Origin of the sequence: Zhengella mangrovi (genome assembly GCF_002727065.1) — a bacterium.
In the GTDB taxonomy this organism is placed as follows: Bacteria; Pseudomonadota; Alphaproteobacteria; order Rhizobiales; family Rhizobiaceae; genus Zhengella; species Zhengella mangrovi.
The window spans coordinates 17,149-36,576 of sequence record NZ_PDVP01000012.1 but is presented as its reverse complement, the minus strand read 5'-3'; the positions used below and the strand labels follow the sequence as shown (position 1 = coordinate 36,576).

General features: G+C 65.6%; 18 protein-coding genes. 5 read left to right on the top strand and 13 right to left on the bottom strand.

Annotated elements, in window-relative coordinates; translation table 11 throughout:
* Positions 1 to 53: 53 nt before the first annotated feature.
* Together CSC94_RS17040 and CSC94_RS17035 are read right to left on the bottom strand one after the other, a co-directional pair.
* Positions 54 to 770: a response regulator transcription factor gene (locus tag CSC94_RS17040; protein ID WP_099307579.1), complete on the bottom strand. Its 717-nt coding sequence runs from the start codon at positions 768 to 770 to the stop codon at positions 54 to 56.
* Entirely contained in the window at positions 767 to 1,945 is a 1,179-nt protein-coding gene (locus CSC94_RS17035; protein ID WP_099307653.1) for a sensor histidine kinase, read from the bottom strand. The genes CSC94_RS17040 and CSC94_RS17035 overlap by 4 nt, the downstream gene beginning before the upstream one ends.
* A gap of 214 nt (positions 1,946 to 2,159) precedes the next feature.
* On the opposite strand from CSC94_RS17035, the gene CSC94_RS17030 reads away from it, so the two are divergent.
* Genes CSC94_RS17030 through CSC94_RS17010 form a run of 5 tightly spaced genes read left to right on the top strand, consistent with a single transcriptional unit; the run spans position 2,160 to position 7,439 of the window.
* The gene (locus CSC94_RS17030) at positions 2,160 to 3,176 is read left to right on the top strand and encodes an ABC transporter substrate-binding protein (RefSeq protein WP_099307578.1); all 1,017 of its coding nucleotides are present in this window, start codon (positions 2,160 to 2,162) and stop codon (positions 3,174 to 3,176) included.
* A 60-nt stretch (positions 3,177 to 3,236) separates the two neighbouring features.
* Entirely contained in the window at positions 3,237 to 4,661 is a 1,425-nt protein-coding gene (locus tag CSC94_RS17025) for a sugar ABC transporter ATP-binding protein (RefSeq protein WP_099307577.1), read from the top strand.
* Complete coding sequence (locus tag CSC94_RS17020; RefSeq protein WP_099307576.1) at positions 4,658 to 5,584, top strand: ABC transporter permease; 927 nt, start codon at positions 4,658 to 4,660, stop codon at positions 5,582 to 5,584. Before CSC94_RS17025 ends, CSC94_RS17020 begins: the two co-directional genes overlap by 4 nt.
* Complete coding sequence (locus CSC94_RS17015) at positions 5,581 to 6,516, top strand: ABC transporter permease (protein ID WP_099307575.1); 936 nt, start codon at positions 5,581 to 5,583, stop codon at positions 6,514 to 6,516. Before CSC94_RS17020 ends, CSC94_RS17015 begins: the two co-directional genes overlap by 4 nt.
* A gap of 59 nt (positions 6,517 to 6,575) precedes the next feature.
* Positions 6,576 to 7,439, top strand: coding sequence for an SMP-30/gluconolactonase/LRE family protein (locus CSC94_RS17010; protein ID WP_165784487.1), 864 nt, complete (start codon positions 6,576 to 6,578; stop codon positions 7,437 to 7,439).
* 31 nt (positions 7,440 to 7,470) lie between these two features.
* On the opposite strand, the gene CSC94_RS17005 is transcribed toward CSC94_RS17010, so the two are convergent.
* The 11 genes from CSC94_RS17005 to CSC94_RS16955 form a co-directional block, all read right to left on the bottom strand.
* Complete coding sequence (locus CSC94_RS17005; protein ID WP_165784483.1) at positions 7,471 to 9,057, bottom strand: class I adenylate-forming enzyme family protein; 1,587 nt, start codon at positions 9,055 to 9,057, stop codon at positions 7,471 to 7,473.
* A gap of 11 nt (positions 9,058 to 9,068) precedes the next feature.
* Positions 9,069 to 9,710, bottom strand: a complete 642-nt coding sequence (locus CSC94_RS17000) for a TetR/AcrR family transcriptional regulator (RefSeq protein WP_165784482.1) — start codon at positions 9,708 to 9,710, stop codon at positions 9,069 to 9,071.
* Positions 9,711 to 9,793: 83 nt separating this feature from the next.
* Positions 9,794 to 11,446 carry an AMP-binding protein gene (locus tag CSC94_RS16995; protein WP_205853344.1) on the bottom strand — a complete coding sequence of 551 codons (1,653 nt, stop codon included), beginning with the start codon at positions 11,444 to 11,446 and terminating at the stop codon, positions 9,794 to 9,796.
* Positions 11,436 to 12,155 carry an ABC transporter ATP-binding protein gene (locus CSC94_RS16990; protein ID WP_245408395.1) on the bottom strand — a complete coding sequence of 240 codons (720 nt, stop codon included), beginning with the start codon at positions 12,153 to 12,155 and terminating at the stop codon, positions 11,436 to 11,438. Before CSC94_RS16990 ends, CSC94_RS16995 begins: the two co-directional genes overlap by 11 nt.
* A complete protein-coding gene (locus CSC94_RS16985) occupies positions 12,142 to 12,900 on the bottom strand; it encodes an ABC transporter ATP-binding protein (protein WP_099307569.1) in 759 nt (252 codons plus the stop codon). The genes CSC94_RS16990 and CSC94_RS16985 overlap by 14 nt, the downstream gene beginning before the upstream one ends.
* Entirely contained in the window at positions 12,897 to 13,916 is a 1,020-nt protein-coding gene (locus CSC94_RS16980; RefSeq protein ID WP_099307568.1) for a branched-chain amino acid ABC transporter permease, read from the bottom strand. Before CSC94_RS16980 ends, CSC94_RS16985 begins: the two co-directional genes overlap by 4 nt.
* Entirely contained in the window at positions 13,913 to 14,797 is an 885-nt protein-coding gene (locus CSC94_RS16975) for a branched-chain amino acid ABC transporter permease (RefSeq protein ID WP_099307567.1), read from the bottom strand. Before CSC94_RS16975 ends, CSC94_RS16980 begins: the two co-directional genes overlap by 4 nt.
* 62 nt (positions 14,798 to 14,859) lie before the next feature.
* The gene (locus CSC94_RS16970) at positions 14,860 to 16,125 is read right to left on the bottom strand and encodes an ABC transporter substrate-binding protein (RefSeq protein ID WP_099307566.1); all 1,266 of its coding nucleotides are present in this window, start codon (positions 16,123 to 16,125) and stop codon (positions 14,860 to 14,862) included.
* 42 nt (positions 16,126 to 16,167) lie between these two features.
* Positions 16,168 to 16,965 carry an enoyl-CoA hydratase/isomerase family protein gene (locus tag CSC94_RS16965; protein WP_099307565.1) on the bottom strand — a complete coding sequence of 266 codons (798 nt, stop codon included), beginning with the start codon at positions 16,963 to 16,965 and terminating at the stop codon, positions 16,168 to 16,170.
* Positions 16,966 to 16,999: 34 nt separating this feature from the next.
* The gene (locus CSC94_RS16960) at positions 17,000 to 18,055 is read right to left on the bottom strand and encodes an acyl-CoA dehydrogenase family protein (RefSeq protein WP_099307564.1); all 1,056 of its coding nucleotides are present in this window, start codon (positions 18,053 to 18,055) and stop codon (positions 17,000 to 17,002) included.
* A gap of 12 nt (positions 18,056 to 18,067) precedes the next feature.
* Positions 18,068 to 19,252: an acyl-CoA dehydrogenase family protein gene (locus CSC94_RS16955; protein ID WP_099307563.1), complete on the bottom strand. Its 1,185-nt coding sequence runs from the start codon at positions 19,250 to 19,252 to the stop codon at positions 18,068 to 18,070.
* Positions 19,253 to 19,428 lie beyond the last annotated feature (176 nt).

Genomic DNA, 19,428 nt, shown 5'->3' with positions numbered 1-19,428 from the left:
CCTCTCCCGAACGCCTGCGTTCAGTCCTTCGCACTTAACCAGCCGAAGGCGGATCAGCCGCGGCCCGCCAGCCATGTTTCCAGGTCGCGCTGTGCCGCCTCGAGTGTTTCGGTGTTGATCATCCGCGTCACCAGGGCGCGGTTCAGCGCCCTCACCCGTTTGTTCAGGGTCAGTTCGGCGTCGAGGTCCGACAGCACGCCGAGCTTCTCGTAGAGCGACAGCAGCCGGTTTTGCACCGTTCGCAGCGACATGCCCCGCCGCTCGGCGATCAGCTTGTCCTGAAGCCCAAGCGCGAGGTCCAGCAGGACGGCGAACTCGCTGTCGTCGAGCCGGTTGCGGGGCGAGGCACTGCGTTTCTGGAGCCGGTGGATTTCCCGGTCGACCATGATCTGCCCCTCGACCAGTACGGCGCGAAGGGCCAGCTTCAACCGTTCCCGCGATGCCGTCTTCAGGATATAGCCATAGGCGCTGTCCTCGGGCACGATCTGGGCGATGCCGCGCAGATAGGCCTCGTCGGCATAGTTCGACCAGAACAGGATGCGGCTTTGCGGCCGCCGGGCCCAGATCGCGCGGGCCGCCTCGATTCCATTGCGGCGATCCATCTGAAGATCCATGATGATCGCCTCGATCTCGTCCTTTCGGGCTTCTTCCTCGCCGGCGACGCCGTCGGTGGCGTGGAAGATCTCGGTCACCTCCGGCAGCGCCTCGGCCAGCGCATCCTGGAGATAGCTGGCATGGAACTGGTCGTCCTCGACGATGAGCACTCTCATGGCCGGCCCTTCAGCACCACGCGGAGCGTGCAGCCGCGTTCCTGCAGGATGTCGAGTTCGGCCGAGATCAGGCGCGCCCGGGTACGCATGTGCGCAAGGCCGGACTTGCGCTGCAGCTGGGACGGGATGCCGCGTCCGTCGTCGCGCACCGTCATGACCAGGCCGGACCGGCCCAGGGGCTCCACCCGGACCTCGATGCGGCGGGCCCCGGAATGGCGGGCGGCATTGTTGATCGCCTCCTGCGAAATGCGGAACAGGGCCGTCCGCACGTTCGGATCCAGCCGGTCCGGCGCCCCGCCGGTTTCATCCACGACATCGATTTCAACGGGTTCCATGCCGACGGCCCGCTCCAGGTGAACCCGCACGGCGTGGACGAAGCCGAACAGTTCCAGCAGCGTGGGCACGGCCGTGTCGATGATGCGCCGGAGATCGCCGATGGTTTCGGAAATCCGCCGTGCAAGGTCATCCGGGCTGGGCGGCGTGTCGCCGGTGACCTCGCGGAGGAGCCTCGTCAGGTCGGCCAGGGTCTGATCGTGAAGATCCATGCCGATGCGCTGGCGTTCCTGCTCCAGGGCCTGGGTCAGTTCAAGCGCGCCACGGCGCAGGCCCTCTTCTCGGGCCTGGGCCTCCTGCCCCACCTGCGCGGCACGCTGGGCCTGTTCGGCGGTGTGCAGGGCGTGGAAATAGGGGGACAGGACATCGGCCACGTGCTGGGCCTGCTGAACGGTGTCCTCGGTGTAAAGGCCCGGGGTCGAATGGGAGATGTTCAGTGTCCCGATGGACTGTCCCATGACCTTCATCAGCACGTGGACGCGCGACCGGAGCTTGTGGTTGAAGATCGGCTCGGAACAGGCGCCCTCGAAGGTCTGGCGCGGGTCCTGCATCGCGTCCTCGCACAGCATGTAGTCGCAGTTCCCCGTGATGAGGTCGCGGATGGGCGAGGCATCGACGCGGGTATGCGCCCGTGACCACCGGGTCTGGATGCCGACCTCGTAGCTCGACAGCCAGCCGGGCCGGTCGTTCAGGCACAGGTCGGCATGGGTGAAGGGGATGACCTCGGCAATCTCGTCCGCGACGGCCTCCAGCGCCGAGGCGATGTCGGTCCGCTCGGCCAGATGCGCGGATATGCGCAGGAAGACATCCCCGCTGGTCGGGGCCTGCAAGGCTTGCGTCATCATTTCCTCCCGTCGCGCAGTGCGCGTCCCCGCAATTCTCGCAAGAGATCAGGCGAAAAGGAACACCCGAAGCCGCAAAGTCGTTGCGGGAACCCGCATCATGTCTGCGGGCGGTTGCCTTTACAGCCTCCCAATCGCCGCTCATCATCCGTGTATCCGTGCCCTTTCCGGGACGGGATGCAGCGCACTGTCATTGCGCGATAGGGAGGAAAACATGACGATTTCGAGAATGCTGCTCGGTGCAGCAAGCCTTGCGCTCATCGCCGGCATGGCGCACGCCGAGTCCGGCACGGCCGACAAGCGGATTGCTCTGTCCAACAACTATGCCGGCAATTCCTGGCGGCAGGCGATGCTGCAGACCTACGAGGAAATCGGCAAGAAGGCCGTCGCCGACGGTGTCGTGGCCGCCGCCGACGCTTATACCACGTCGGAAAACCAGGCGACCGAGCAGGCCGCCCAGATCCAGAACATGATCCTTCAGGGCTACGACGCGATCGTGCTCAATGCCGCATCGCCGACCGCGCTGAACGGCGCCGTCAAGGAAGCCTGTGATGCGGGCATCACCGTCGTCAGCTTCGACGGTATCGTGACCGAGCCCTGCGCCTGGCGGATTGCGGTCGATTTCGCGGCCATGGGCAAGGAAGAGGTCGACTATCTTGCCACGCGCCTGCCAGACGGCGGCAACCTGCTCGAAATCCGCGGCCTTGCGGGCGTTTTCGTGGATGACGAGATCTCCAAGGGCATCCACCAGGGCGTGGCCGAGCATGACAAGTTCAAGATCGTCGGTTCGGTGCACGGCGACTGGGCCCAGGACGTGGCGCAGAAGGCCGTGGCCGGCATCCTGCCTTCGCTGCCGGAGGTCGTCGGTGTCGTGACCCAGGGCGGGGATGGCTACGGCGCAGCGCAGGCCTTCAAGGCCGCCGGACGCCCGACGCCCCTGATCGTGCTCGGCAACCGACAGGACGAGATGAAGTGGTGGGCCGAGCAGCGCGATGCCAACGGCTACGAAACGCTGTCGCTGTCGATCGCACCGGGCGTCGCCTCGCTTGCCTTCTGGGTCGCGCAGCAGGTGCTGGCCGGCGAAGAAGTGCCGAAGGACCTGACCGTGCCCTTCCTGAAGATCACGCAGGACACGCTCGACGAATCCCTGGCCAACACGCCGGAAGGCTCCGTCGCGAACGTGACCTATTCGCTGGATGACGCCAAGAAGGTCATCGCGGACGCCAAGTGATCCTCCCGGGCGGGTCGCTCTCCGGGGCGGCCCGCATCTTCATCACTTCATGGAGCCCTCATGACCGATCATGAGAGAGCCCCGATCGTGACGCTGACGGACGCGGCCCGGCATTTCGGTCCCGTCCGCGCGCTCGACGGGGTGAGCCTGTCCGTCGCACCGGGCGACTGCATCGGGCTTGTCGGCCACAACGGGGCCGGCAAGTCGACGCTGGTCAATCTCGTCAACGGCGGACTGTCGCCGTCGTCCGGCAGCATTGCCTTCACCCGCGGCGAAACCGCGCTACAGGCGGGTGTGCGCTCGGTGTTCCAGGAACTGTCGCTCTGCCCGAACCTGACGGTCGCCGAGAACCTGCGCATCTCGCACACGGCATTGACCGGTCCCGGCTGGAGACGCCGGGCGCGGGCCGAGATCGGCGCCAGCCTCGACACGATCTTTCCGAACCACGGCATCGACGCCGACGCCGTGGTGGATACGCTTTCCATCGCCGAACGGCAAATGGTCGAAATCGCCATCGGCTTCGCCCCGCGCGGCACCGAGGCGCGACTGGTGATCCTGGACGAGCCGACCTCGTCGCTCGACGCGGGCATCGCCGATCAGCTCATGGCGCACGTGAAGCGGTTCTGCGCCGCGGGCGGGGCCGTCATCTTCATCTCCCACATGCTGGGCGAGGTTTTCGAGGTCGCCAGCCGCATCGTCGTTCTGAAGGACGGCAGGATCGTCGCGGAGCGGCAGACCGCAAAATTCACCCGCGCCGAACTGGTCGATGCGATGGGCCATGTCGCCGCCGAAGCGGTCGAAAGCGCGGTCGCCGAGCGGGCTTTCGGCCCGGAGGTCGTCAGCACCGCGCAGGGGCTTCGGGCACGCAAGGGCGAGATCGTCGGGCTTTCTGGCCTTGCCGGGCATGGCCAGGCAGCGGCGCTGGCAAAGCTCTACCTGTCGCGGTCGTCGTCCTGGCATTCGCGCAAGGATCCGGACGTGGTCTTCGTCGCCGGCGACCGTGCCCGTGACGGGATTCTTCCGCTGTGGTCGATCCTGCGCAACATTTCCGTCTCGGTCCTGCAGCAGGGCGCCCGTTGGGGCCTCGTGAACGGCGGCGCCGAGGCCAGGATCGCCGCGGAATGGAAGAGCCGCATCGGCATTCGCACCGACAATGTCGAGAACCCGATCCTGTCGCTTTCCGGCGGCAACCAGCAGAAGGTACTGTTCGCCCGTGCGCTGGCGTCCCCGGCCCCGGTTGTCATCATGGACGACCCCATGCGCGGCGTGGACGTCGGCACGAAGCAGGATGTCTACGCGATGATCCGCGCGGAGGCCGCCAAGGGACGGACCTTCCTCTGGTACTCGACGGAAACGGAAGAGGTCTGCCAGTGCGACCGCGTCTTCGTCTTCCGCAACCACGAGATCAGCGCCGAACTGACCGGAGCCGACATCAGCGAGGAGAAGATCCTCGAAGCGTCCTTTGAAATGCAGGAGGCGTCATGAGTTTCCTCGCCCGCCACCGGATCATCCTGCCGGTGGTCTCCCTGGCCGTGCTTCTGGCGGCGACCTTCTACATGCAGCCCCGCGCGATGAGCTATTTCGGGCTGAACCTGTTGTTCAACCTGGCGGTGCCGATCGCGCTGGCGACGATCGCGCAGATGATGATCATCATGGTCAACGACATCGACCTGTCGCTCGGGGCCTTCGTCTCGCTGGTCGCCTGCGTCACGGCAACGTTTCTGAACGACACGCCGATGCTCGGACTGCTGATCCTGCTGGCGCTCATCCTGAGCTACGCGCTGCTCGGCGCGTTGATCCATGCGCTGGACCTGCCGGCCATCGTGGTAACGCTCGGCATGTCCTTCGTGTGGGGCGGCCTTGCGCTGTTCATCCTGCCCTCGCCCGGCGGCGCGAGTCCGGACTGGCTTCGCACGCTGATGACCGTGAAGCCGCCCATCGTGCCGATGGCCGTGGTCGCCTCGGTCATCATCGCCGCGGTCACGCATCTCCTCATCATCCGGTCCGGCATCGGCACGGTGCTGCGCGGCGTCGGCGGCAATGCGACCTCGGTGGCGCGGGCCGGATGGCCGGTCATCCGGCTCAAGGCCTTTGCCTACGGACTGGCCGGCCTGTTCGGCGTCCTGGCCGGGATGACGCTCGTCGGCCTGACAACCTCGGCCGATGCCAATATCGCCCTGCGCTACACGCTCCTCTCCATCGCCGGAGTGATCCTGGGCGGCGGTGAGTTCATTGGCGGAAAGGTCAGCCCGACAGGCGCGGTGATCGGCGCGCTGACGCTGACGCTGGCCGCCTCCTTCCTGTCCTTCATGCGCCTGTCACCCGACTGGCAGATCGGCGCCCAGGGCGCCATCCTGATCCTCGTGCTGACCGCGCGCCTGATCTTCAGCCGAAGGGGTGAGGCATGAACCCGCTCTCGAAACCCTGGATCTGGTCGTGGCTGGCCGCCGCCGGTGCCTTCGCGCTGACGCTCGGGCTGACGTCGGGCCGCGGCGCCGGGGAACTGGGTTATGCCGCCTTGTCGTTTGGTGCCTTCGCCGCGATCGTCGGTCTCGGGCAGATGCTGGTGATCACGCTCGGGCCCGGCAACGTCGACCTGTCGATCCCCGCCACGATGACGCTGGCCGCGACCCTGGCGCTCAAGACCATGGGCACCGTGGAAGGCACGGCCTTCGTGGGCCTCGCGGTGGCCCTGGGTGTCGGGCTTGCCGCGGGATTTGCCAATTACATGCTGATCCTGCTCCTGCGCCTGCCGCCGATCATCGCGACGCTGGCGGCCTCGCTGATCTACCAGTCGCTGGCCATCTGGTCGAACCGCGGCCTGCGCATCAAGCCGCCCCGCGAACTCGCCGACTTTGCCACGGGCCAGGTGATGGGCATCCCGAATGTCGCCTGGGCCGGCCTGCTGCTGGCGGCGGTCGTGTGGGTGGTCCTGGAACGCTCGGTCTGGGGGCGCTGGCTGCTCGCCACGGGGCAGAACACGCATGCGGCGCGGCTCGCCGGCATTCCCGTCGAGATGATCCGGGCGGCGACCTACCTGTCGGTTGCCGTGTTCGCGTCCCTTGCAGGCTACCTGCTGGCGAGTTTCTCCGGAGGCGCGGCGCTCAACATGGGAACGGAATACCTGCTGATGTCCATCGCCGTCGTCGTCATCGGCGGCAGCTCCATTGCCGGTGGCAATTCCAACGTCCCGGGCGTCTGGGGTGCCGCGCTGTTCATGTTCCTCGTCGTCTCGATGCTCAACAGCTATGGCGCGGGCGCCGGTGTGCGCAGCGTGCTGACCGGGACGATCATCATCGCCATTGTCATTGCCGCCAGTACAAGGAGGGTCCGCGCGTGATTACCGTCCCGCCGCATCTGGAAATCCACGACGACCGCTTCGCTTCGCTGGTCCATCCCATGTCGACCCTGGACGTCATCGCCGAAGGGTTCACCTGGACCGAAGGCCCGGTGTGGTTCGGCGATCGGGATTGCCTGCTCTTCTCGGACATCCCGAGCCAGCGCATCCTGCGCTGGTCGGAGACGGAAGGCCTGTCCGTCTACCGTGCCGGGTCCGGGTTCAACAACGGCAACACGCGGGACCGTCAGGGCCGGCTCATCGGCTGCCGCCACGGGATGAGGGATGTGGTCCGGACCGAACACGACGGTTCGCTGACGGTGCTCGCCGGCCTGTTCGAAGGCAAGCGCCTGAACTCGCCGAACGACGTGGTCGTCAGTTCCGACGGTTCGGTCTGGTTCACCGACCCGACCTACGGCATCATCTCGAATTTCGAAGGCTACCGGAGCGAACCGGAACAGGCCGCGCGCAATGTCTACCGGCTTTCGCCGGACGGCGAACTGAGCGCCGTCATCACCGATTTCACCCAGCCCAACGGCCTGTGCTTCTCACCCGACGAGGCAATTCTCTACGTGGCCGAAAGCGGTTCCAGCCACGACGATTCCGTGCCCTCGGTCATCCGCAGGTTTGCCGTCGACGGGGCCACGCTTCGGGATCTCGGCGTGTTCGCCGAGATCGATACGGGCCTGCCGGACGGCATCCGCTGCGACATCCTCGGCAACCTGTGGTCCTCTGCGGCAGACGGCGTGCATTGCTTCGATGCCAGCGGCACGCTCCTCGGCAAGATCCGGGTTCCGCAGGTGGTCTCCAACATCTGCTTCGGGGGGCGCGACGGGCAGCGGATGTTCATCACTGCCACCACGGCGGTCTATCGCGTCTTCGTTGACGTGAAGGGCGCGGAACCCTGGACGCGCGGACGAGGCTAGGCCTACCCCGGCCCTGCCGCAGCCGCTTCCTTCAGACCGCGCGATCCATCGGGGGCGGATCATCCCGCAGACGGTTCTTCAGAACCTTGCCCATCGGGTTCTTCGGCAGTTCGTCGACAAAGGCGATGTGGCGTGGCACCTCGTAGTCGGCAAGGAAGCCGCGGCAATGGTCGGCCAGGTCCGCGGCGGTCAGCCCTGCGCCGGGTTTTGCGACCACGCAGGCGGCCACATCTTCGCCGAGTTGCGGGTGCGCGATCGCGAAAACGGCTGCCTCCCGCACGGCTCCGTGGCGATAAAGCGCGCTTTCGACCGCGACAGACGAGATCTTCAGCCCGCCACGGTTGATGATATCCTTCTTCCGGTCGCCGAAGAACAGGTAACCGTCCCCGTCGAGCTGGCCGACGTCGCCGGTGAGAATCCGGCGGCCGGAAAAGGCCTTTGCAGTGGCTCCCGGATTGCGAAAATATCCCAGCGCCACGGGCGGACCGCTCAGCGCAATCTCGCCTTCCTCGCCTGCCGGCAACGCCTGGCCGTGTTCGTCGACGATCTCGACGCGCATGTGCGGCATGGCGCGGCCGACCGAGCCGGCCTTTGCGGCCTTCATGTCCGGCGGCAGAACGGTTCCCGCGGGTCCGCTTTCCGTCATGCCGTAGATCTGCACCTGGTCGACCCACGGCCAGAGGCGCTGGATCGCCGCCAGAAGTTCCAGCGGCATGGCCGCGCCACCGTTGGCGACACGCCGGAGGCCGGTCAGGTCATGACGCGCGGGATCGAAGGCCTGCGTCATGAAATTGAGGATTGACGGCACACCGTGATAGAAGGTCGTTGCCTCGGAGCGGATCAGGTCCAGCCGTTCCTCGTTGCCGATCTGCCCTTCGATCACCAGGCCTGCTCCGGCGACCCAGCACGACATGCCCGCAAGATTGAGGGCTGAACTGGTGAAAAAGGGAAACGCGCCCTGGTAGATGTCGCCGGCGCGCAGGCCGAGCGCACTGCCTGTGCAATGACCGGTGGCGATCATGGTCGCGTGGCTGTGCATGACGGCCTTCGACCGCGCCGTGGTGCCGGAGGTGAACAGCAGGCAGCCGAGGCGGCCGGGCGAAAACGACAGCGGCTGGCTTCTCGGGGGCGCCTGCCCAGGGTCCGAAACGGCTTCGGCTTCCAGCAGCGGCGGCAATGCCGGGCCCAGCGCAGCGCCCAGCCTTTCGCGGCCCTCCGCATCACAGAGGATAAAACGCGGCTCGGCAAGCGAAACAGCATGGCCTATCTCCCCGGCCGAACTGCGCGTGTTCAGCGGGACGACGGTCGCGCCGAGCGCGAGGGTGCCGAGAGCCGCGACAAAGCATTCCAATGCCCAGTCGTTGGTCAGGTAGATGCCAAGCCGGTCGTCCGGACCAAGGCCCTCGTTGCGCAGGCGGGCCGCCGCGGCATCCATGCGGGAGACGAGCGCGGCATAGGACAACCGCTGCCGCTTCTGGCCGCCGGACACAGCCGAAAGGGCCAGCGCGCCGCCACGGCTTTCCGCCTGTTGGCGAAGGAGACCGGGAACGGTGATATCCGGTAGCGGGAGGCGGGGGTCGGCCGCGCTGGTTTCCGGGAACGTCCCGCGTGGTGGCATCGTCATCTCCGTCAGCCGGTCTGCCGCGTATCCTGCGTGCCGGACATGATCTTTTCCTCATCAATACCGAGACTGCGGGCAACGACGCGCAGGTAGGTCGTCTTGACATGCGCGGGCAGATCCTCGATCCGGCTGCCGCTGACCGCGTAGCGTTCGAGAAGGTATTCGCGGGCGCCGATGATCATGTAGGCGAGCACTTCAAGTTCGCTCTCGTCGTAGCCGTCGATTTCACCGGCCGACCAGCCGCGCTGCAACGAGCGGGTGTAGCCGCCGGCCATGCGGCGGAGATATTGCTGGTGGGCCTCCGGCGCGAAGAACGCCGCCTCGTTGAGGATGCGGTGCAGCGCGGGATGCTCACGCAGATAGGCGAAGTTCGCTTCCAGGCCTTCGCGCTCCCGGTCCGCCAGCGTCTGCGCGTCAAGGGTCGCCTGCGCGATGTAGCGCAGCATGGCCTCGCCCACGTGGGGCAGCAACTGGTCAAACAGGTCCTGCTGGTTCTTGAAATAGAGGTAGATCAGGCCGTGCGCGACGCCGGCCTCCTCGGCAATGCGCGCGATGGACGCCTTGCCGTATCCATGGCGGCCGACGACGACCGCCGCCGCATCCAGAATCGCCTGCCGGTTCGCCTGCGCCTTTTCCGCTCGCTTGGCCATTGTCCACCTCCTGCCGCTGCCCCGCCGCACGTGTCCCACCCGGTGTGCGGATTGTCCAGCCATCGGCCATTGTGACGCCGGGATCAAGTGCCCGCCCGCGTTTCCACCGCCTGTCGGATCATCGCACGCAGGATGTGCTTCTGGACCTTGCCGGACGCGGTGCGGGGAAGATCATCGACATATTCAATCCGATCGGGACATTTCTGGCGCGCCAGACCCGCTTGAAGCAGGTATTCAGTCAGGGCCGCGGCATCCGGCCGGGCCGTTCCCCCAGCAGCGATCAGGTAGGCACAGACCCCCTCGCCCAGGCGCGGATGCGGCATGGCCACGACCGCTGCCTCGCGGATGGCCGGATGGGCGTGCAGGGCATCCTCGATCTCCTTGGCGCTCAGGTTCTCGCCGCCGCGGATGATGATGTCCTTCTTGCGGCCTGTCACCGTCAGGATGCCCTCGGCGGTGACTGTACCCAGATCGCCGGTGCGGAAATAACCGTCCGCATCGAAAGCCTCCTTCGTGGCGGCCGGATCGGTGTATCCACGGAAGAGCGACGGACCCTTGGCCAGGATCTCTCCTTCGCTGCCAGCCAGGACGTCCCTGCCCTCGCCGTCGACGACGCGGACATCCCAGTCGGTGACGCGGCCGTCGCTGCGCGCGGCCAGGTGCATGTCCTCCATGCATCCCTGCGTGACCATGGGGCACTCTGAACTGCCGAAGACGCGAAAGGAGCGGCAATTGGCGAAATGCCGGTTGGCCCGGTCGATGAGCGCGGGCGGGACCGCCGCGCCGCCACAGGCGAAGATGCGCAGCGTTTCGAGCCGCGTGCCGGCCTTTTCCGACTCTGCCACCAGTTCGGAGAGAAAGGGCGTTGCGCCGATCATGAAGCCGATGCCATGCGCATCGACAAGGCGCACGGCCCCGGCGCCGTCCCAGCGTTCCATGAGGCGTGTCCGGGTGCCGAAGTGAAACGGCATCTCGAGGCCATAGGCATAGCCGGTCACGTGGGTTACCGGGCTCGGCATGAGCAGGCTGTCACCGGGTTTCAGCCCCCAGGTCTCCACGCTTGCCCAGAGCGGGCGGCGGGCCTGGTTGTGGCTGTAAATCACACCCTTGGGCTGGCCCGTCGTGCCGGAGGTGTAGATGATGAGCTTTGCCGAGTCAGGGGCGGCCGGTTCCAGCGCGGACGTGGACTGACGCCCGCGCGCCTCGATCGCCTCGAAGGTCAGGTCGCCGCTGCCACGCACCGTGGCGACGTGGCGCAGGTCGGGAAGACGGCCGCGCAGATCGGCGTACATCGCGCGGTAGTCGGTCGACCGGATGCTGTCCGGGATGAAGGCGATGCGGGCCCTGCAGTCCTTCAGAATGAAGCCGAGCTCGGCCTGCCGGTAAATCGGGATCACCGGGTTGATGACGAAGCCGGCCAGCGCGCAGGCCAGGTTGAGAATCCCGGCCTCGCTCCAGTTGGGAAGCTGGAAGCTGACCGTGTCGCCCGGTTCGACGCCGAGATCGAGCATGCCGCGCGCAAGGTCCGTTGCGCGGCGCAGGATGGTCGCAAAATCGAGGTTGGCGCGGTCATCGCCGATCGCGATCGTGTCCGGGTGGTCCGCCGCCATCTGGCGTGCCGCGTGGGAGAGGTTCGTTCCGAGCCATTCGCCAGCACCCGCGCGCGATTGGCGTTCGCCCGGTTCAAAGCGCAGCGGCCAGGCGCTGGCCTGCGTATTTGCCGGATCAGACGGCAAGGTAGCGTTCCTTGAGCCCGGGATCGGCATCGAAATCCTCCCACGTTCCATCAAAGACGATCCGTCCCGTATCGATCAGCACGACCCGGTCCGTGCAGGCCCGGGCAAAGGACAGGTTCTGTTCGGCGATCAGCAGTGCAAGGTCCTGGGTCTGGCGGATCCGCTCGATATGGCGGGCCATGTCCTGGACGACAACCGGCGCCAGGCCCTCGACCGGTTCGTCGAGCAACAGCAGGCGCGGCGCGCCTAGCAGCCCGCGCGCAACGGCGACAAGTTGCTGCTGACCACCGCTCAACTGGTAGCCGGCGCGGTCGCGCAGCGGCTCGATGAGCGGGAACAGCGTAAAGATGTCCTTCAGCGAAAGCGCCTTGCCGGCGCGCGCGGCATGGCGTCCGAGTTCGATGTTCTCGCCCACCGAGATGTTGGGATAGATGCGCCGGTCCTCCGGGACCAGCATCAGGCCGCGGCGGCTTCGCTCGTCCGTTGGCACGCCTGCGATATCGGCACCGTCGAACATGATCTCACCCTCGACGCGCGGGCCGGCGTCGAGAAGGCTCTTCATCAACGTCGTCTTGCCGGCGCCGTTGCGCCCGAGCAGGGCGACGCTTTCGCCCGGCCCGACGGAGAAGGCCGCGTTGCGGATGATATGGCTGCCGCCATAGAAGGCGTTGAGGTCGCGGACCGCGAGCAGGGTTTCAGTGCTGGCCAAGGTAAACCTCCCGGACGCGGGCATCGGCCCTGACTTTGTGCGGTTCGCCGGACGCGATAATGGCTCCGTGGTGAAGCACGGTCAGCCGCGTTGCAAGGCCGAAGACCACTTCCATGTCGTGCTCGGTCAGCAAAAGGGTCAGGCCATACTTTTCCCGCACCTGCGCGATCAGGCGCACCGCTTCGGCGCGGTCGGACTGCGACATGCCGGCGGTCGGTTCGTCCAGCATGAGCAGTTTCGGCTTCAGCGCCAGGCTCATGGCCAGTTCAAGGCGCTTCTTGTCGCCGTGCGACAGGGTGCTGGCGGGTTCATCGAGCCGGCCTTCCAGCCCCAGTTCGACGACCAGGTCCTCGGCTTCGCCGCGCACGGCGGCCCGCGGCGCCACGAGGCCGAAGGTCGACTTCAGTCCCTTGTCGACCCGTTCGCGCGTCTCGATGGCGACGATAAGATTCTCGAAGGCCGACATGTCGGGAAAGATACGGGCGACCTGGAACGACCGGCCGATGCCCCGTTTCACCCTTTGCCAGCCGGCAAGGCCGGTGATGTCCTCTCCTGCCAGCGTGATGGTGCCGCCATCGATGCGGGACTCGCCGCTCAGGCACCGGAACAGCGTCGTCTTGCCCGCACCGTTGGGGCCGATGACAACATGGGCCTCGCCCGCCTCCAGGTCGAAATCGACGTCTTCGAGCACGCGGACCGGGCCATAGGACTTGTGGATGCCCCTTGCTTCCATCATCCGGGTCATGTCGCCTTCTCCGCGTTGGCCATGGGAACGCGCTTGCCGGATCCGGTGAGGCGGCGGGCAGCCGTACGGCGGGACAGAAGGAAGCCCAGCAAGCCTCCCGGCATGAGAAGCACCACGCCCAGCAGCAGCATGCCGACGGTGATTTCGGACAGGCCGTAAAGCGCACGCGTGGCATAGTCTATGGCGCCGAAGAGGATCGCGCCGACCGCGGGTCCCCAGAAATGGCCTGCCCCACCCAGAAGCGTGAACAGGATGGGTTCGGTGGACACGGTCCAGTAGGCGATTTCCGGCGATGCAATCTGGGCAAAGGGAACCATGACCGCCCCGCAGAACGCGGCGATTGTGCCCGACAGGACGAAGGCGGTCAGCTGCCAGCTGCGGACATCGGTGCCTAGGAATGCGGTTCGCACCGGGTCCTGCCGGATGGCCTGGATCAGGCGGCCGGCGGGCGAATTCTGGAAAGACCACAGGGCGAAGGCGACAACGGCCATGGCAACGATGATGAAGTAGTAGTAGGCCAGCGCGCTCGTCAGGTCGATCGAAGCGACACCGAGATTGATCACGGGGCGCGGGATTCCGACGAGCCCGTCGTTGCGGCCAAGAAACGTCGTCTTGGTGATGACGATGTGGACCAGTTCGGAGAATGCCAGCGTCAGGACCGCGAAATAGACGCCGCTTGCCCGCCGCAGGGCGATGTAACCGAACACGAGCGCAATGATGCCGCCGGTCATCGCGCCAAGCAGAAGCCCGCCCGCAAAGGGGAGATCGGGAAGCCGGAGCGAAACGACGGCCATGGCATAGGCACCGCCGGCGAAGAACATGGCGTGGCCGAAACTCAGCAGTCCGACCCCGGAGAAGAGCAGGTTCCAGGACAGGCCGAACACGATGTTCACCGCGACGAGACCGGCCAGGAAAACCAGGCCGCTGTTGGCAACCAGGGGAAAGACGGCAAACAGGACCAGTCCGATGACCGCTATGGCCAGGTTGGCACGCATCCGGCGGCGGTAGTCAATCATGCGGTCTGCTCCTTGCCCATGATGCCTTCCGGCTTGATCAGCAGGATGACGGCCAGGGCGACGAGAAAGAAGATCCCCGGATATTGCGGAACGAAATAGGTACCAAAGCTTTCGATCATGCCCAGCAGGATGGCGGCGATGAAGGCACCGCGTATCGATCCCATGCCGCCCACGATGACGACACCGAAGGCCTGGAGCAGAAAGATCCCGCCGAGTTCGGGAGACAGGCTCTGGTTGGCCATCAGAAGACCGCCGGCAAGCCCGGCCAGTGCGAAGCTGAACACGACCGTGACGAGATAGATGCGCCGGACGTTCAGGCCGAGCAGTTTCGCCATCCAGGGATCGGCGGCAACGACTCGGATCAGGCGTCCCATTTCCGTGTGCGATATGAAAATCTCCAGCCCGATGAAGGCCAGGATGCCGCAGGCGATGATGAAGATCGTGTAGGTCGGCATGAACATGTCACCGAGAAAGACGACCGAGTTCAGCGCCGGCGGCGGCATCACGCTGAGATAGTTCAGGCCCCACACGAGCTGGACAGCGCCGACGCAGACCAGGAGCAGAGCATAGGTGGCGATCAGCGAATAGGCGTCCTCCACGTGGCGAAGACGCCGCAGGATGAGCTTGTCGACGCCCCATCCCATCCCCCCGACAGCAATGCCCGCGGCGATCGCCGCGACGAGGTAGAGCCAAAGCGGCATGGTGCCGCCGAACGCCAGCATGACCGAGTAGGCGACATAGGCGCCGATCATGAAAAAGCCGCCATGCGCGAAATTCAGGATGTGAAGGATCCCGAATATCAGCGTCAGCCCGGCGGCGACGAGGAATGTCGCCATGCCCCAGGCTAGCCCGTTGAAGACGGTCAAGCCGATATCGACCATGGTCCATGCTCCGGAATTGACCGGGCGGGACCCATTTCCCGCCCGGAGCCCTGGGAGGCTTGTCAGAGGATCGTGGTATCGAGCGGCTGGCCCGGCGTGGCCGGCTCGATCACCTTCTCGCCGTCCAGCGAGACGTAGTCCGTGACCGCGAAACCATCTGGCGCAGAAGCGGACGGCTCGATGAAGGCCAGTTCGGCATTCTTGACGGCCTGGTTGTCCTCGGCGCGAATGCGCCGCTTGCCGGTGGCACTGTCGAACTCGAGGCCTTTCAGCGCGGCAATGACATCGCCCGTCTCCGTGCTGCCCGCCTTGGCGATGGCGCCGGCGTAGGCCATGATCCCGGCATGGGCTTCGGCGGCCCAGCCCATCGGGTACTTGTTGCCGGTGCGCTCGACATATTGCGCATAGAGCTCGTCGGAGAGCGGATTGCCCTTGTTGGCCTCGTAGTACCAGTGGAAGCCGCTCCAATGCGCCGGTGTCTGGTCCTTCATCGCGGTCGCGACAAGGAACTCGTTGGCGGAGTCCAGAAGCACGTCGATCTTGTCGAACAGGCCGAACGGCTTGGCCTGCTGATAGAGCGTCACCGCATCGCCGCCGTAGACGGAGGTGTAGATGCCTTCCACATCGAGGCGCATGGCCTGGGTGATGTAATTGCGATAGTCGCCCGAGCCATAGGGAACGAGGATCGGATCGGCAATCTGGGCTTCCTCGCCGGTCAGTTCGGGCACGATCTTGCGCATGGCCGCGTCGAAGATCTTCCAGGTGGTGCGGCCATATTCATGGTCGGGGATGATCCCGCCCCATTTGCGGATCTCGGGCCGGCTCTGGACGATGTGCCGGACGAGGCCGGCATTGCGGCTGACCGGGCTGTCGCCGACGCGGAACACGTGGGCATTGTAGTTCTCGTGATTGAGCTTTTCGGTGCCGGCGCCCGATGTCAGGACGACGCCGCCCTCGCTTTCGAGAAGGGGCCCCATCGCCAGCGCCACGGCGCTGGAAATCGTGCCAAGCTGCAAGTTGACGCCCGAGCCGATCAGCTCGCGGGCAGCCACCGACGCATCGTTCGGGTTGGCCTTGGAGTCACGGAATTCCAGCGCGAGCTGGCGGCCGTTGATCCCGCCGTTGGCATTGATGTGCGCCACTCCGATTTCGGCGCCCTGGCGCACGAAATTGCCTATCAGCTGCACCGGGCCGCTGAGCGGCGTCACGATCCCGATGGTGATCGGGCCATCCTGGGCTGCCGCCGTGCGGAGGTTGATGAACGGCATGGCGAGGCCCGCTGCCGCGGCGCCTTTCACGAGATTTCGTCTGCTGATCCTGTATGTCATTGCATTTCCTCCCGGTTGAAACCTTTGGCGGTGGAGCCGAACCTACTCACCCGTGAATACGGGCTTGCGCTTCTCGCGAAAGGCGGCGACCGCCTCGCGATGATCCTTGGACACATTGGACATGGATTCGTAGGCAACGCCGGTATCCATGATGGAGTGGGCGAGCTGCTTGAGGCCGATATTGGCGGTGACCTTGGTCCAGCGGATCGCCTTGCGTGCTCCTGAGGCAATACGATGGGCGAGCGCGTAGACGTCCTCGTCGAGCTTGTCGGCCGGAACCGCCCGGTTGATCAGGCCCATGCGCGCGGCCTCCGGCGCCGGTATCGGGTCGCCCGTCAGCAGGTATTCCTTGGCGCGCAGGTAACCGATCATCTGTGGCCAGAGGATCGCGCCGCCATCCCCGGCCACGAGACCGATCGAGACATGCGGGTCGCCGATCTTGGCGGTGTCGGCGGCGATCACGATGTCGCAGGTCAGCGCAATCGTGGCGCCAAGTCCGATGGCGTGGCCGTTCATGCGGCAGATCAGAGGCTTTTCCAGGTCCAACTGGCTGAAGATGATCCTCTTGGCCTCGAAACCGGTCACCTCGAACTGGGCAGGGTCGTCAATCGCGTCCTGCATCCAGTCGACGTCGCCGCCGGCGCAGAAGGCGCGCCCGGCCCCTGTCAGCACGATCACGTCAGAGCCCGGGTCGTCATTGAGGTCGATGAAAAGCCGCGACAGCTCGGAATGCAGGTCGGCATTCACCGCGTTCAGCGTTTCCGGCAGGTTCAGCGTCACGGTCAGGACCCTGCCATCGCGCTTGAACGTCATCGTCTTGTAGTTCGCAAACCGATCCATACCCGTTTCCTCCCGGCTGGCTGCGCGTCATTCTTCAGGTGGTGAGTCTTTTCCGATGGTCCTCGGCCCCGCCGGGCATCAATTGCAGGACCTTGATGCGGCGCAGGCCGGCGCCGAGCGGCAGGTCCTCGGTCATGCCGACACCGCCGTGAAGCTGGATCGCCTCCTTCGCGACATGCAGGGCGCGGTCCACTGTCCCGACCACGGCCTGGGAGACCGCGCGGCCAGGCGCTTCATCGTCTTCCGCCGACCGTGCGGCGGCCAGAGCCAGTGAGCGTGCTTCCTCCACCGCGACATACATGTCCGCCAGCCGATGCTGCAGCGCCTGGAACCGTCCGATCGGCTGACCGAACTGCTCGCGCTGCGCCACGTAGGCAAGCGTCTCCTCGAACAGCCGCGCGGCGATACCGGATGCTTCCGCCGCCGTCGCGACCGAGAAAACCTGGCTCGCCCGGTCGGCCACCGGTCGGGCGGTTTCGCCCTCGCACAGGACCGAACCGTCATCCAGCGGGACGTCGCGGAAAACGATGTCGGCGTAGCGCCTTCCGTCCATCCCGCGGAATGCGCGCATGTCGATACCCCTCGCAGCAGGGTCGAGGGCGACGGCGATATCCGGCAATGCGAGCACGAGCAGGTCGGCCGCGGCGCCCGCATGGACCGTCGGGAAACGGCCTGACAGGACGCGTGAGCCGTTCCGGCCGGTGACCGACAATCCGCTGCCGGCTTGCGCTGCAAGTCCGCAGGCCATCGAATTACCGGACAATAGCCCCGGCAGTGAGCCGTGGGACGGATCGGCCGCTTCCAGGATGGACAGGGCGAGACAGGCCGTGACAAGCGGCTCTGCCATCATCGCCCGCCCTGCCCCTTCAAGCACGATGGCCATTTCGCGCGGGCCACCGAAACCGCCGGCGCTTTCGCCGACACTCGCGCCGAGCCAGCCGAGCTCCGCGATCTCGGTCCAGGTATCCCGGTCATACCCGCAGGCCTGCGCCTCCGCCCGGCGGCGTGCAGCGTCATCGTACCGGTCGGCCAGATAGCGGCTGATGCTCTGTGAAAGGAGCGTCTGCTCTTCGGTCTGGGAAATCTTCACGGCTCCACCATTCTACCCGAGACCAAGCGCATGCTTGGAAATGATATTGCGCTGGATTTCGTTGCTCCCGCCCCAGATCGTGGGCGCCCGCTGGAACAGGAATTCAGACACGATGCCCATGTGGCGCGCGAGTTCGTCGCCGGGATCGTTGGTACCTTCTTCCAGGCAAGCGGGATCGTAGGGAATCGCCTCGGGACCCAGTGCATCGGCGGTCGCCTCGGCGATGGCCTGGACAAGGGTCGAGCCGCGAAGCTTGAGAAGCGACGCCTCGTAGCCCGGGGCGGACCCGTCCATCACGGCTTCCAGCATCCGCAGCGTGGTCCATTCAAGGGCCAGGAGATCCGTTTCGAGCTGGTTGAGGCGTTCACGGTAGCGATGGCTGTCGGCGATGCCGGAGCGATCCGCAATGGTGCGGAGGCGGTCCAGCATGCGCTTCCCTTTCCCGACTTCGGCCGAAAGCACGCGCTCATGGCCAAGCAGGAACTTGGCATAGGTCCAACCCCTGTTCTCGTCTCCGACCCGGTTTTCGACGGGCACGCGGACATTGTCGAAAAAGACCTGGTTGAGATGGTGGGCCCCTTCAATCGACCGGATCGGCCGGATGGTGACCCCCGGCGATCGCAGGTCGATCAGCAGAAAGGAGATCCCGGCCTGCGGCTTTGACCTGGCATCGGTCCGCACCAGGGCAAAAATCCAGTCCGCCCAATGGGCCATGGAGGTCCATATCTTCGATCCGTTGACGATATAGCTATCGCCGTCCCGGTCGGCCCGGGTCGACAGGCGGGCGAGATCAGAGCCGGCATTCGGCTCGGAATAGCCCTGGCACCAGAAGACCTCGTTTGAAACAATCCCGGGGAGATGCCGTGCCTTCTGCTCTTCCGTTCCGTAGGTGTAGATGACCGGGCCGACGTAATTCACGCCGAACGGCAACAGCCACGGCGCCCCCGCGTAGGTGGTCTCTTCCTGGAAGATATAGCTCTGTGCCGGCGTCCAATCACAGCCGCCAAACCGTTGCGGCCAGAACCCGGCAATCCATCCACGATCCGCCAGAACGTCCTGCCAACGCATGTGGTCCGTGCGTGCCAGCGGCCGGCCACTCATGACCTTGTCGCGAATATCGGCAGGAAGGCTTTCCCTGGTGAACGCCCTCACCTCCTCACGAAACGCGATGTCGGATGGGGACCATCCAGCGTCCATGCCGCTCCTCCCAAAGCAAAACTGACTAGTGATTCATTATTCACTTCGATGCATTTGTCAATCATGTTTCGGAGGATTTCATCCACGGGGCGTGAGTTCGCCCGAGAATGCGAACCATGATCGACCGATCAGCGACCGCGAGGAACGGCTGCATCGTTTATCGGTTCGGGTGAGGT

What these genes read in the sequence shown, in the direction of transcription:
- CSC94_RS17000 (WP_165784482.1), bottom strand. Translation starts at nt 9,710, where the DNA reads ATGGCCAAGCGAGCGGAAAAGGCGCAGGCGAACCGGCAGGCGATTCTG.
- CSC94_RS16975 (WP_099307567.1), bottom strand. Translation starts at nt 14,797, where the DNA reads ATGGTCGATATCGGCTTGACCGTCTTCAACGGGCTAGCCTGGGGCATG.
- CSC94_RS16980 (WP_099307568.1), bottom strand. Translation starts at nt 13,916, where the DNA reads ATGATTGACTACCGCCGCCGGATGCGTGCCAACCTGGCCATAGCGGTC.
- CSC94_RS16985 (WP_099307569.1), bottom strand. Translation starts at nt 12,900, where the DNA reads ATGACCCGGATGATGGAAGCAAGGGGCATCCACAAGTCCTATGGCCCG.
- CSC94_RS16965 (WP_099307565.1), bottom strand. Translation starts at nt 16,965, where the DNA reads ATGGATCGGTTTGCGAACTACAAGACGATGACGTTCAAGCGCGATGGC.
- CSC94_RS16955 (WP_099307563.1), bottom strand. Translation starts at nt 19,252, where the DNA reads ATGGACGCTGGATGGTCCCCATCCGACATCGCGTTTCGTGAGGAGGTG.
- CSC94_RS16970 (WP_099307566.1), bottom strand. Translation starts at nt 16,125, where the DNA reads ATGACATACAGGATCAGCAGACGAAATCTCGTGAAAGGCGCCGCGGCA.
- CSC94_RS17030 (WP_099307578.1), top strand. Translation starts at nt 2,160, where the DNA reads ATGACGATTTCGAGAATGCTGCTCGGTGCAGCAAGCCTTGCGCTCATC.
- CSC94_RS17025 (WP_099307577.1), top strand. Translation starts at nt 3,237, where the DNA reads ATGACCGATCATGAGAGAGCCCCGATCGTGACGCTGACGGACGCGGCC.
- CSC94_RS17040 (WP_099307579.1), bottom strand. Translation starts at nt 770, where the DNA reads ATGAGAGTGCTCATCGTCGAGGACGACCAGTTCCATGCCAGCTATCTC.
- CSC94_RS17020 (WP_099307576.1), top strand. Translation starts at nt 4,658, where the DNA reads ATGAGTTTCCTCGCCCGCCACCGGATCATCCTGCCGGTGGTCTCCCTG.
- CSC94_RS17035 (WP_099307653.1), bottom strand. Translation starts at nt 1,945, where the DNA reads ATGACGCAAGCCTTGCAGGCCCCGACCAGCGGGGATGTCTTCCTGCGC.
- CSC94_RS17010 (WP_165784487.1), top strand. Translation starts at nt 6,576, where the DNA reads ATGTCGACCCTGGACGTCATCGCCGAAGGGTTCACCTGGACCGAAGGC.
- CSC94_RS17015 (WP_099307575.1), top strand. Translation starts at nt 5,581, where the DNA reads ATGAACCCGCTCTCGAAACCCTGGATCTGGTCGTGGCTGGCCGCCGCC.
- CSC94_RS17005 (WP_165784483.1), bottom strand. Translation starts at nt 9,057, where the DNA reads ATGCCACCACGCGGGACGTTCCCGGAAACCAGCGCGGCCGACCCCCGC.